Consider the following 11,830-nt stretch of genomic DNA (forward strand, 5'->3'; position numbering starts at 1 on the left):
AATGCATACTCAATATTAACCTGCTTTTACCGATGAATATCCGCGAGTATGATGGTTTTAACGAGGGATTGTCTTAAAGAGAGAGAGTAAAAGTGAAACTTCTACACCGTTTTTTCCAGAATGAGGCCTCCGGTGGCATCATTCTTATTCTGGCTGCAGCGCTCGCCATGCTGCTGGCTAATCTGGGCGTTACCCGCGACCTGTATCATGCTTTTCTGGAAACGCCCGTTGAACTTCGCGTCGGCGTGCTGGAAATCAACAAGAACATGCTGCTGTGGATCAACGATGCGCTGATGGCGGTCTTTTTCCTGCTGGTCGGGCTGGAGGTCAAGCGTGAGCTGGTTCAGGGCTCCCTGGCCAGCCGGCAGCGCGCGGCGTTTCCGGTGATTGCCGCCATCGGCGGAATGGTGGTGCCGGCGCTGATCTACCTGGCCTTTAACTGGCAGGATCCCGTTGCCCGCCACGGCTGGGCGATCCCGGCCGCAACGGACATCGCCTTTGCGCTGGGCGTTCTGGCGCTATTGGGCAATCGCGTGCCGATGGCGCTTAAAATCTTCCTGATGGCGCTGGCGATCATCGATGACCTTGGCGCGATTATTATTATTGCCCTGTTCTACACCAGCGAGCTGTCGGTGTTGTCGCTGGGTGTCGCGGCGGCGGCCATTGCGGCGCTGGCGCTGCTGAATATCTGCAATGTCCGTCGGATCGGGATCTATGTGCTGGTGGGGATGGTGTTGTGGACGGCGGTACTGAAATCGGGCGTGCATGCCACCCTGGCCGGGGTGATTATCGGCTTCTTTATCCCGCTGAAGCCGCAGGAGGGTAAATCCCCGGCGAAACAGTTAGAGCATGTCCTGCATCCGTGGGTCGCCTTTATGATCCTGCCGCTGTTTGCCTTTGCGAATGCGGGCGTCTCCCTTGAGGGAGTGACCTTCGGTGGGCTGACGTCGATGTTGCCGCTGGGGATCATCGCCGGGTTGTTTATCGGCAAACCGCTGGGCATCAGCCTCTTCTGCTGGCTGGCACTGAAGCTGAAGCTGGCCTCATTGCCGCAGGGTACTACCTGTCGACATATTATGGCCGTTGGCGTGCTGTGCGGGATCGGCTTTACCATGTCGATCTTTATCTCGACGCTGGCGTTTGGCCCGCATGCTCCGGAGCTTATCGTCTGGGCTAAACTGGGTATTCTGACCGGGTCGCTGCTGGCGGCGTTTATTGGCTATGCCTTACTGAAAATGAAATTGTCGGGGCAGGTGCATCCGGCGTAACGGAACGTCGGGAGGGCCGGTCGCCCTCCCGTAAACACTATCAGGGAGCGAAGATCGCATGTCTCATCTTAACTACAACCATCTGTACTACTTCTGGCATGTCTATAAAGAGGGCTCGGTTGTCGGTGCCGCAGAGGCACTCTACCTGACGCCGCAGACCATTACCGGGCAGATTAAAGCCCTGGAAGAGCGCCTGCAGGGGAAGTTATTCAAGCGTAAGGGGCGCGGTATCGAGCCCAGCGAGCTCGGTGAACTGGTGTTTCGCTATGCCGACAAAATGTTCACCCTGAGCCAGGAGATGCTCGATATCGTCAACTACCGCAAGGAGTCTAATCTGCTCTTTGACGTCGGTGTCGCGGATGCCCTGTCAAAACGGCTGGTCAGCGGCGTGCTGGATGCGGCGGTAGTTGAGGATGAACAGATCCACCTGCGCTGTTTTGAATCTACCCACGAGATGCTGCTGGAGCAGTTGAGCCAGCATAAGCTGGACATGATTATCTCCGACTGCCCGATTGACTCCACCCAGCAGGAAGGGCTGTTCTCGGTGAAGATTGGCGAATGTGGCGTCAGCTTCTGGTGCATCAATCCGCCGCCAGAAAAACCCTTCCCGGCCTGCCTGGAAGAGCGCCGTTTGCTGGTGCCAGGCAGACGCTCCATGCTCGGACGCAAGCTGCTGAACTGGTTTAACTCACAGGGACTGAACGTCGAGATTCTGGGGGAGTTTGACGATGCGGCACTGATGAAAGCCTTTGGCGAAGCGCACAATGCGATATTTGTTGCACCCACGCTGTACGCGCACGATCTCTATTCAGATGACAAGATAACGGAGATTGGCAGGGTGGATAACGTGATGGAGGAGTATCACGCCATATTTGCCGAAAGGATGATTCAACACCCGGCGGTGCAGCGAATCTGTAACCGTGACTACTCGGCGCTGTTTACGCCACCGGCAATCTGAAGGCATAAAAAAACCCGCGTTAAGCGGGTTCTTTAAACAAGCAACAACAAGTAGCGATTAAGCCAGTTTGCTGATCTGCGCGGTCAGGTTTGCTTTATGACGCGCTGCTTTGTTTTTGTGGATCAGACCTTTAGCAGCCTGACGATCCACGATTGGTTGCATTTCGTTAAATGCGTTCTGCGCTGCAGCTTTGTCGCCAGCTTCGATTGCTGCGTATACTTTCTTGATGAAAGTACGCATCATAGAGCGACGGCTTGCGTTGTGCTTACGAGCCTTTTCAGACTGAACGGCACGTTTCTTAGCTGATTTGATATTAGCCAAGTCCAACTCCCAAATATGATCTATGTGGACAATTCAAAGGCCGAGGAATATGCCCTCTTTGCCTTCTTTTGTCAATGGATTTGTGCAAATAAGCGCCGTTAATAAGCGACGCTATGTTACGTAGTGATGGCGCAGGATTCTACCAGCTTGTCTCTCCTGAATACAGCTTTTCGACACAAAAATCGTCATCTGTGGACAGATTTTTTCGCTGTGAAAGGTAAGCCTGATGAAATCATTACGGCTTTCTGTTTTGCGTGAACAATCGCCGGTTAACCTTAACCGCTGTACAAGGTATACTTTGGCGATTTTCACTGTTTTGAGCCAGTCATGAAGCTGATACGCGGCATACATAATCTCAGTCAGGCCCCGCATGGGTGTGTGCTGACTATTGGTAATTTCGACGGCGTGCATCGTGGACATCAGGTGCTGTTGCAGGGGTTACGTGAAGAGGGGCGGGCACGAGGTCTGCCGGTAGTAGTCATGATTTTTGAGCCGCAGCCGCTGGAGCTTTTTGCCAGCGAGAAGGCGCCTGCGCGCCTGACCCGCCTGCGTGAAAAGTTACGTTACCTGGCGCAGTGCGGCGTGGACTACGTTCTGTGCGTCCGTTTTGACCGGCGTTTCGCCGCCCTGACGGCACAAAATTTTGTCAGCGACCTGTTAGTTGATCGCCTTGGCGTGCGCTTTCTGGCGGTGGGAGATGATTTCCGCTTTGGCGCTGGTCGTCAGGGGGATTTCTTGCTATTACAGAAGGCTGGCCTGGAGTATGGCTTTGATGTCACCAGCACCCAGACCTTCTGCGAAGGCGGCGTACGCATCAGCAGCACGGCAGTACGCCAGGCGCTGGCTGACGACGACCTGGATGCCGCCGCAACCCTGCTCGGACGCCCGTTCTCTATTTCCGGGCGCGTCGTGCATGGCGATGAACTGGGTCGCACCATTGGTTTCCCGACGGCGAACTTACCGCTGCGTCGTCAGGTTTCCCCGGTAAAAGGGGTCTATGCGGTAGAAGTGACGGGGCTGGGCGATAAGCCTCTGCCCGGCGTGGCCAATATTGGTACCCGTCCGACAGTGGCTGGCGTACGCCAGCAGCTCGAAGTGCATTTGCTGGACGTTGTAATGGACCTCTATGGTCGCCATATAGATGTAATCCTGCGTAAAAAAATACGCAATGAGCAGCGATTCGCCTCGCTTGATGAGCTAAAAGCGCAAATCGCGAGAGATGAGTTAACAGCCCGTGAAATTTTTGGGCTATCAAACCCGGCTTAATGCCTGAGATATAAATACGGAACCGAGAATCTGATGAGTGACTTTAAATCAACCCTGAATTTGCCGGAAACAGGGTTCCCGATGCGTGGCGACCTCGCCAAGCGTGAACCGGGAATGCTGGCGCGTTGGACCGATGATGACCTGTACGGCATCATCCGTGCAGCCAAAAAAGGGAAAAAAACCTTCATTCTGCATGATGGCCCTCCTTATGCGAATGGCAGCATTCATATTGGTCACTCGGTTAACAAGATTCTGAAAGACATTATCGTGAAGTCCAAAGGCCTCACGGGCTTTGACTCGCCTTACGTTCCAGGCTGGGACTGCCACGGTCTGCCTATCGAGCTGAAAGTCGAGCAAGAGTTCGGTAAGCCGGGTGAGAAGTTCACCGCCGCTGAATTCCGCGCCAAATGCCGCGAATATGCCGCGACCCAGGTCGACGGCCAGCGTGAAGACTTTATCCGTCTGGGCGTGCTGGGCGACTGGTCGCACCCGTATCTGACCATGGACTTCAAAACTGAAGCCAACATCATCCGTGCGCTGGGCAAAATCATCGGCAACGGCCATCTGCACAAAGGCGCTAAGCCGGTGCACTGGTGCGTGGACTGCCGCTCTGCACTGGCTGAAGCGGAAGTTGAGTACTACGACAAAACCTCTCCGTCCATCGACGTGGCCTTTGAAGGCGTCGATCAGGAAGCGCTGCAGGGCAAATTTGGTCTGCCGGGCGTAGAAGGCCCAATCTCACTGGTGATCTGGACCACCACCCCGTGGACCCTGCCAGCCAACCGCGCGATCTCCCTCTCTGCGGAGTTCGACTATGCGCTGGTACAGGTTGAAGGCCGCGCGCTGATCCTGGCGAAAGACCTGGTGGAGAGCGTGCTGAAACGCGCGAACATCACCGAATACCGCATTCTGGGTACCGTTAAAGGTGCCGAGCTGGAACACTTGCGCTTTAAGCACCCGTTCCTTGATTTCGATGTGCCAGCGATTCTGGGCGAACACGTCACTCTGGAAGCAGGTACCGGTGCGGTGCATACCGCCGGTGGCCACGGTCCGGACGACTACAACATCAGCCTGAAATACGGTCTGGAGATCGCCAACCCGGTGGGTCCGGACGGTGCTTATCTGGCCGGGACTTACCCGACCCTGGACGGCATCAACGTCTTCAAAGCCAACGACATCATCGTCAACATGCTGCGCGACAACGGTTCGCTGCTGCACGTTGAGAAAATGCAGCACAGCTATCCGTGCTGCTGGCGTCACAAGACCCCGATCATCTTCCGTGCGACCCCGCAGTGGTTTGTCAGCATGGATCAGAAAGGCCTGCGCGCGCAGTCGCTTTCTGAGATCAAAGGCGTGCAGTGGATCCCGGACTGGGGCCAGGCGCGTATCGAATCCATGGTTGCCAACCGTCCTGACTGGTGTATCTCCCGTCAGCGTACCTGGGGCGTGCCGATGTCGCTGTTCGTGCATAAAGAGACGCAGGAACTGCACCCGAACACCCTGGAACTGATGGAAGAAGTCGCTAAGCGCGTCGAAGTTGACGGTATTCAGGCGTGGTGGGATCTCGATTCCCGCGACATCCTGGGCGCTGACGCGGACAACTACGAGAAAGTGCCGGATACCCTGGACGTCTGGTTCGACTCCGGATCTACCCACTCCTCCGTGGTTGACGTGCGTCCGGAGTTCGCGGGTCACGCGGCCGACATGTATCTGGAAGGATCTGACCAACACCGCGGCTGGTTCATGTCATCCCTGATGATCTCCACCGCCATGAAGGGCAAGGCACCTTACCGTCAGGTACTGACTCACGGTTTCACCGTCGATGGTCAGGGCCGCAAGATGTCCAAATCTATCGGTAACACCGTTTCTCCGCAGGATGTGATGAACAAGCTGGGCGCCGACATTCTGCGTCTGTGGGTGGCATCAACCGACTACACCGGCGAAATGGCGGTGTCCGACGAGATCCTGAAACGTGCTGCCGACAGCTATCGTCGTATCCGTAACACCGCGCGCTTCCTGCTGGCGAACCTGAACGGGTTCGATCCGGCAAAAGACATGGTGAAACCGGAAGAGATGGTAGTGCTGGATCGCTGGGCTGTAGGCTGCGCGCAAGCGGCGCAGGAAGATATCCTGAAAGCCTACGAGTCTTACGACTTCCACGAAGTGGTGCAGCGCCTGATGCGCTTCTGCTCCATCGAGATGGGCTCGTTCTACCTCGACATCATCAAAGACCGTCAGTACACCGCCAAAGCGGACAGCGTGGCGCGTCGCAGCTGCCAGACCGCACTGTTCCATATCGCGGAAGCGCTGGTGCGCTGGATGGCACCGATCATGTCCTTCACTGCGGATGAGATCTGGGGCTACCTGCCAGGCGATCGTGAGAAGTATGTCTTCACCGGTGAGTGGTACCAGGGTCTGTTTGGCCTGGCAGAGACCGAAGCCATGAACGACGGCTTCTGGGACGAGCTGCTGAAAGTGCGCGGCGAAGTGAACAAGGTGATCGAGCAGGCGCGTGCCGACAAGAAAGTCGGTGGCTCTCTGGAAGCGTCAGTAACCCTGTACGCTGAACCTGAGCTGGCGGCGAAGCTGACCGCGCTGGGCGATGAATTACGATTTGTCCTGTTGACCTCCGGGGCGAATGTTGCGGATTATGCCGACGCGAGCGCGGATGCCCAGCAGAGCGAACTGCTCAAAGGGCTGAAAGTGGCGCTGGTGAAAGCTGACGGTGAGAAATGCCCGCGTTGCTGGCATTACACCACCGATGTCGGCAAGGTGGCGGAACACGCAGAGATCTGCGGACGCTGTGTCAGCAACGTCGCCGGTGATGGCGAAAAACGTAAGTTTGCCTGATGAGTAAATCACTCTCTTCAACAGGGCTGCGCTGGCTGTGGCTGGTAGTGGTCGTGCTGATTATCGATCTGGGTAGCAAGTACCTGATCCTCCAGAACTTTGCTCTGGGGGATACGGTTTCGCTGTTCCCGTCGCTTAATCTGCACTATGCGCGCAACTATGGCGCGGCGTTTAGCTTCCTCGCGGACAGCGGTGGCTGGCAGCGCTGGTTCTTCGCAGGTATCGCTCTCGGTATCTGCGTGGTGCTGGCGGTGCTGATGTACCGCTCGAAGGCTACACAAAAGCTGAATAACATCGCCTACGCGCTGATCATTGGCGGCGCGCTGGGCAACCTGTTCGATCGTCTGTGGCACGGCTTTGTGGTCGATATGATCGACTTCTATGTCGGCAACTGGCACTTCGCCACCTTCAACCTGGCCGATACGGCGATTTGTATCGGTGCGGCGCTGATTGTGCTGGAAGGTTTCCTGCCGAAGCCCGCGGCGAAAGAGCAGGCGTAACAAACCCGCCGGGCGGCGCTGCGCTTGCACCGGCCTACGATGAGTAGGCCCTGTAAGCGCAGCGCCACCGGGCAAAATGAGTGAGCACTCTGCATGTCTAAATCCGTACAGTCCAACAGCGCGATGCTGGTACATTTCACGCTGAAACTTGATGATGGCTCCACCGCGGAGTCCACCCGCAATAACGGCAAACCGGCGCTGTTCCGTCTTGGCGACACTTCTCTGTCGGAAGGTCTGGAGCAACAGCTGCTGGGGCTGAAAGAAGGCGAGAAAAAAGCCTTCTCTCTGGAGCCGGATGCCGCATTTGGTGTGCCGAGCCCGGACCTGATCCAGTACTTCTCGCGCCGTGAGTTTATGGATGCGGGCGAACCGGAAATCGGGGCGATTATGCTCTTTACCGCTATGGATGGCAGCGAAATGCCTGGCGTGATCCGTGAAATCAACGGCGACTCCATTACCGTCGATTTTAACCATCCGCTTGCCGGGCGTACCGTCCATTTTGATGTTGAAGTGCTGGAAATTGACCCGGTACTGGAGGATGTGAATGCAGATCCTGTTGGCTAACCCGCGCGGTTTCTGTGCCGGAGTAGACCGCGCTATCAGCATTGTTGAAAACGCGCTGGAACTTTACGGCGCGCCGATTTATGTCCGTCACGAAGTGGTGCACAACCGCTACGTGGTGGATAGCCTGCGTACCCGCGGGGCGATCTTTATTGAGCAGATCGATGAAGTGCCGGATGGCGCGATCCTGATCTTCTCCGCACACGGTGTCTCTCAGGCGGTACGAAACGAAGCGAAAAGCCGCGATCTGACCGTCTTTGACGCCACCTGCCCGCTGGTCACCAAAGTGCATATGGAAGTCGCACGTGCCAGCCGTCGCGGTGAAGAGTCGATCCTGATTGGTCACGCAGGCCATCCGGAAGTGGAAGGCACCATGGGCCAGTACAGCAACCCGCAAGGGGGGATGTATCTGGTGGAGTCTCCGGACGATGTGCTGACCCTGAACGTCAAAAACGAAGCGAAGCTGTCGTTTATGACCCAGACCACGCTCTCGGTGGATGACACCTCTGACGTTATCGATGCGCTGCGTCAGCGCTTCCCGAAAATCGTCGGCCCGCGTAAGGACGATATCTGCTACGCCACCACTAACCGTCAGGAAGCGGTGCGCGCCCTGGCGGAGCAGGCCGATGTGGTGCTGGTCGTCGGTTCGAAAAACTCCTCTAACTCCAACCGTCTGGCCGAGCTGGCGCAGCGGATGGGGAAAGCGGCATTCCTGATTGACGATGCCACCGATATTCAGGAAGGCTGGGTGAAAGAGGCAGGCTGCGTTGGCGTAACCGCCGGTGCCTCTGCCCCGGACATCCTCGTGCAGAACGTAATTGCACGCCTGCAGGAGCTGGGTGGCGGAGAGGCCATTCCACTGGCGGGCCGCGAAGAGAATATTGTCTTCGAAGTGCCGAAAGAGCTGCGTATCGACGCCCGGGAAGTTAAGTAAGATTTAAAAAATGCCAGTCACTGAATGACTGGCATTTTTTCATTCAGGTAGTCGATCATCGCCCGCATTCTGGCAGGCATATGTTTGTTACGTGTCCACAGCAGCCAGAGATCGCCCGTATAGCTACTGATAAACTCCCACTCCGGCAGTACCTGCACAATCTCTCCGCTTTCCAGCGCCTCACGCGCCGTGAACAGGGGTAAACTCCCGATACCCAGACTGCGCTTTACCGCATCCAGCCTTACACCCGTGTGATTAGCGGCATAACGTCCGTGCGTCTGTATCGTTTCTGTTTTCCCGCTTAACGTAAACTTCCAACGTGAATCGGCCGGGGTTTCACCGAGCGAAATACAGCTATGGTGCCGAAGATCGTGCGGATGCTGTGGCGTACCCATACGGCGAAGATACTCTGGCGTGGCGCAGATCAAATGGGTGACCGGCATCAGCGGTTTACCGTACAGGCCTGGAGAGGGGGTGTTGGTGATCCGTAACGCCAGATCGACACCGTCGTCGATCAAATCCATATAGCGATCTTCCAGACGCAGACAGACATCAATTTGCGGATAACGCTCAAGGAATGCCGGGATTAAAGGATGGATCACAAATCGCCCCACGGCTTTCGGCACGCTCATTGTGAGCTTTCCCTGCGCCACGGTCTGGAGGCTGCTGCCAGAATCCATCGCCTGTTGTGCCGCCTCGAGCATATCCAGCGCATGTTCATAAACCGATTTTCCGGTCGCGGTCAGTGCCAGTTTGCGCGTGGTGCGGTGCAGTAATTTACATCCCATTTCCTTTTCAAGTCGTGAAACACAGCGGCTAATCGCGGAGGGCGTTGCGCCGATGAGCCGGGCTGCGGTAGAAAAATTGCCATGTTCTACGATGGTGACGAAAGTGGCGAGATCGGGAAGCAGGGTAGGTTTCATTTGTGCATACCGGGCAAGAGTGCAATGTGTGAGTGGCCGATTATCGACACTTAAGTGATGAATATACTGTCAGGGTACAGAGGAGAACAACCATGACAGAACGACTTTATTACACCAGTGACACGACAGCAGGCCGGGCGCAGATAATCCGCTGCACTGAAGAGCCTGACGGCCGTTACGCCATTGAACTCAATCAAACCCTTTTCCATCCGCAGGGGGGCGGACAGCCCGCGGATCGAGGATCGATCGCCGGGATGGCGGTAGAAGCGGTCTCCCTGCGCGAAGACCATGTCGTCCACATTCTCTCCGGCGCGCTTGCGCCAGGCGAGGTGGAGATACAGGTCGATAAAGATGTGAGAGAACTTCACGCCCGCTGGCACAGCGCAGGCCATTTGATTGGCTATGCCGGTGAGCAGTTTGGCTGGAAGCCGGTAAAAGCCCATCACTGGCCCGGCGAAGGGCGGATCACCTTTATGCCCGGCAAGAGTCTGGCTCCCCAGCCTGATGCCTGCGCTCTGATGGCCCTCATTGAAGGCTGGAAAGCCGACAACCTGCTTCGTCATACCGAAATTGAATCCGGCAGACGCAAGGTTCGCTTTGGCGACCTCCCGGCCTACCTGTGCGGAGGAACGCACGTTAAACAGCTGGCGGATATGGGGATGGTGCAGATCCTCGGGCTGAAGATGAAAAAGGGGCAGTTGGTAGTCACCTATGCCCTCGATTAGCCGGGAAATTGGCCATACAGCAGGGGAGTTTCTTTGCAGCCGGGTTCAGGGCAATGATGAACCCGCGAAACGGATCAGCCTGCCGCCTGCGCTGGTGGTGCGTGAACCATGCGGTATTCACTAACGATCATGTCTTTCACTGATATCTCTCCCTGTTTATCATTAAATTCTAATTATTGGCGTTTTCAGATAGCGGCATCGACAGAGGCTGGTTAATCTGAAAACGGTTTACATCATTTTAACGTAAGAGAATAACTATGCATGATGCACAGGTCCGTGTCGCAATAGCTGGCGCGGGTGGCCGTATGGGCCGTCAGTTAATTCAGGCCACATTGCAGATGGATGGCGTCACGCTTGGCGCAGCGCTGGAGCGTGAAGGCTCATCGCTGCTGGGGGCCGATGCCGGAGAGCTGGCGGGCGCAGGCAAGTCAGGCGTCACCGTTCAAAGCAGCCTTGAGGCGGTCAAAGATGACTTTGACGTCTTCATCGACTTCACGCGTCCGGAAGGCACGCTGACTCACCTGGCGTTTTGCCGTCAACACGGCAAAGGGATGGTTATTGGCACCACCGGTTTTGATGATACGGGCAAGCAGGCTATTCAGGATGCCGCCAACGAAATCGCTATCGTCTTTGCAGCGAACTTCAGCGTGGGCGTAAACGTTATGCTCAAACTGCTGGAGAAGGCGGCGAAGGTGATGGGGGATTACACCGACATCGAAATCATCGAAGCGCACCACCGTTATAAAGTTGATGCCCCATCCGGCACCGCCCTGGCGATGGGTGAGGCGATTGCTCAGGCGATGGATAAAGATCTGAAAGACTGTGCGGTCTATACCCGGCAAGGCCATACCGGCGAACGTGTCCCTGGCACCATTGGTTTTGCCACCGTGCGTGCGGGTGACATCGTAGGCGAACATACCGCGATGTTTGCTGATATCGGCGAGCGGGTAGAAATCACCCATAAAGCGTCCAGCCGTATGACTTTTGCAAATGGGGCTGTTCGTTCCGCAATCTGGTTGAAAGGCAAAAAAGATGGTCTCTTTGACATGCGAGATGTGCTTGATCTTAACAATTTATAATCATAGTTACCCTTCGTGATGTGGTTATTGCAGTCATAATATCTTGATTGCAGAGGGCAATATTTTATTGCCCTTTAATTTTATCTAGTTCGTATGTATTTTTGTGGTAAACCTTCATAAACTAATCTTATCCTCGTTATTTTTGTTTCAATATTGTGAATTTTGACCAAATGGTCCACTTTTTGAGGCTATGCATGAGGTTTTAACAATAAAAATGTTCCGCAAGCGTTTTCTTACGTGATTTAGTTGATCTTTTTGCCCCTTAAAAACCTTCCTGCCAATCAGTGCCGCAAAAACAACAAACAAAACCTGCTTTTTAAGTTGACTTTCCACTGCCAAATCTCCAGAATGCCGCCGTTTGCCGAAAATCCACTGGCAGCAGATTTGCATTGATTCCTGGCACTGTTATGAATTAATATGCAAATAAAGTGAGTGAATATTCTCT

At 55.3% G+C, this 11,830-nt stretch carries 12 protein-coding genes and 2 pseudogenes; 11 read left to right on the forward strand and 3 right to left on the reverse strand.

Annotated features, from left to right (window positions below; translation table 11 throughout):
• The first annotated feature begins 92 nt into the window (after positions 1-92).
• The gene (gene nhaA, locus WFO70_RS13685; RefSeq protein WP_337016857.1) at positions 93-1,268 is read left to right on the forward strand and encodes a Na+/H+ antiporter NhaA; all 1,176 of its coding nucleotides are present in this window, start codon (positions 93-95) and stop codon (positions 1,266-1,268) included.
• Between the two features lie 58 nt (positions 1,269-1,326).
• Positions 1,327-2,226, forward strand: a complete 900-nt coding sequence (gene nhaR, locus WFO70_RS13690; RefSeq protein WP_337016858.1) for a transcriptional activator NhaR — start codon at positions 1,327-1,329, stop codon at positions 2,224-2,226.
• 57 nt (positions 2,227-2,283) lie between these two features.
• On the opposite strand, the gene rpsT is transcribed toward nhaR, so the two are convergent.
• Positions 2,284-2,547, reverse strand: a complete 264-nt coding sequence (gene rpsT, locus WFO70_RS13695) for a 30S ribosomal protein S20 (protein WP_012015991.1) — start codon at positions 2,545-2,547, stop codon at positions 2,284-2,286.
• Positions 2,548-2,660: 113 nt separating this feature from the next.
• Here rpsT and WFO70_RS13700 point away from each other — a divergent pair.
• From WFO70_RS13700 to ispH, 6 genes and pseudogenes are all read left to right on the forward strand, one after another.
• Positions 2,661-2,867: pseudogene (locus tag WFO70_RS13700) on the forward strand (DUF2575 domain-containing protein).
• Between the two features lie 7 nt (positions 2,868-2,874).
• Positions 2,875-3,813, forward strand: a complete 939-nt coding sequence (ribF, locus tag WFO70_RS13705) for a bifunctional riboflavin kinase/FAD synthetase (protein ID WP_333851528.1) — start codon at positions 2,875-2,877, stop codon at positions 3,811-3,813.
• 33 nt (positions 3,814-3,846) lie between these two features.
• Complete coding sequence (gene ileS / locus WFO70_RS13710; RefSeq protein ID WP_337016859.1) at positions 3,847-6,663, forward strand: isoleucine--tRNA ligase; 2,817 nt, start codon at positions 3,847-3,849, stop codon at positions 6,661-6,663.
• Positions 6,663-7,163, forward strand: a complete 501-nt coding sequence (gene lspA / locus WFO70_RS13715) for a signal peptidase II (RefSeq protein WP_337016860.1) — start codon at positions 6,663-6,665, stop codon at positions 7,161-7,163. The genes ileS and lspA overlap by 1 nt, the downstream gene beginning before the upstream one ends.
• Before the next feature lie 93 nt (positions 7,164-7,256).
• Positions 7,257-7,727, forward strand: a complete 471-nt coding sequence (fkpB, locus tag WFO70_RS13720; protein WP_333851523.1) for an FKBP-type peptidyl-prolyl cis-trans isomerase — start codon at positions 7,257-7,259, stop codon at positions 7,725-7,727.
• Positions 7,708-8,658, forward strand: coding sequence for a 4-hydroxy-3-methylbut-2-enyl diphosphate reductase (gene ispH, locus WFO70_RS13725; protein ID WP_337016861.1), 951 nt, complete (start codon positions 7,708-7,710; stop codon positions 8,656-8,658). The genes fkpB and ispH overlap by 20 nt, the downstream gene beginning before the upstream one ends.
• Before the next feature lie 17 nt (positions 8,659-8,675).
• Here the strand turns inward: ispH and WFO70_RS13730 are convergent, their stop codons facing one another.
• Complete coding sequence (locus WFO70_RS13730) at positions 8,676-9,581, reverse strand: LysR family transcriptional regulator (protein ID WP_337016862.1); 906 nt, start codon at positions 9,579-9,581, stop codon at positions 8,676-8,678.
• A 92-nt stretch (positions 9,582-9,673) separates the two neighbouring features.
• On the opposite strand from WFO70_RS13730, the gene WFO70_RS13735 reads away from it, so the two are divergent.
• From WFO70_RS13735 to dapB, 3 genes and pseudogenes are all read left to right on the forward strand, one after another.
• Positions 9,674-10,306 (forward strand): alanyl-tRNA editing protein, encoded by a 633-nt coding sequence (locus tag WFO70_RS13735; protein ID WP_337016863.1) that lies wholly within the window; start codon positions 9,674-9,676, stop codon positions 10,304-10,306.
• Positions 10,305-10,430, forward strand: a pseudogene (locus WFO70_RS13740) (LacI family transcriptional regulator); the annotation flags it as partial. The gene WFO70_RS13735 and the pseudogene WFO70_RS13740, both read left to right, overlap by 2 nt.
• A gap of 133 nt (positions 10,431-10,563) precedes the next feature.
• Positions 10,564-11,385, forward strand: coding sequence for a 4-hydroxy-tetrahydrodipicolinate reductase (dapB, locus tag WFO70_RS13745; RefSeq protein WP_337016864.1), 822 nt, complete (start codon positions 10,564-10,566; stop codon positions 11,383-11,385).
• A 147-nt stretch (positions 11,386-11,532) separates the two neighbouring features.
• On the opposite strand, the gene WFO70_RS13750 is transcribed toward dapB, so the two are convergent.
• Entirely contained in the window at positions 11,533-11,775 is a 243-nt protein-coding gene (locus tag WFO70_RS13750) for a hypothetical protein (RefSeq protein ID WP_337016865.1), read from the reverse strand.
• Positions 11,776-11,830: the final 55 nt, after the last annotated feature.

Source organism: Leclercia sp. AS011 (assembly GCF_037152535.1).
Lineage (GTDB): Bacteria > Pseudomonadota > Gammaproteobacteria > Enterobacterales > Enterobacteriaceae > Enterobacter.

Bases quoted from the DNA above. Each gene is read 5' to 3' on its own strand.
- nhaR (WP_337016858.1), top strand. From the start codon at position 1,327: ATGTCTCATCTTAACTACAACCATCTGTACTACTTCTGGCATGTCTAT.
- ribF (WP_333851528.1), top strand. From the start codon at position 2,875: ATGAAGCTGATACGCGGCATACATAATCTCAGTCAGGCCCCGCATGGG.
- ileS (WP_337016859.1), top strand. From the start codon at position 3,847: ATGAGTGACTTTAAATCAACCCTGAATTTGCCGGAAACAGGGTTCCCG.
- lspA (WP_337016860.1), top strand. From the start codon at position 6,663: ATGAGTAAATCACTCTCTTCAACAGGGCTGCGCTGGCTGTGGCTGGTA.
- fkpB (WP_333851523.1), top strand. From the start codon at position 7,257: ATGTCTAAATCCGTACAGTCCAACAGCGCGATGCTGGTACATTTCACG.
- ispH (WP_337016861.1), top strand. From the start codon at position 7,708: ATGCAGATCCTGTTGGCTAACCCGCGCGGTTTCTGTGCCGGAGTAGAC.
- WFO70_RS13730 (WP_337016862.1), bottom strand. From the start codon at position 9,581: ATGAAACCTACCCTGCTTCCCGATCTCGCCACTTTCGTCACCATCGTA.
- WFO70_RS13735 (WP_337016863.1), top strand. From the start codon at position 9,674: ATGACAGAACGACTTTATTACACCAGTGACACGACAGCAGGCCGGGCG.
- dapB (WP_337016864.1), top strand. From the start codon at position 10,564: ATGCATGATGCACAGGTCCGTGTCGCAATAGCTGGCGCGGGTGGCCGT.
- WFO70_RS13750 (WP_337016865.1), bottom strand. From the start codon at position 11,775: ATGCAAATCTGCTGCCAGTGGATTTTCGGCAAACGGCGGCATTCTGGA.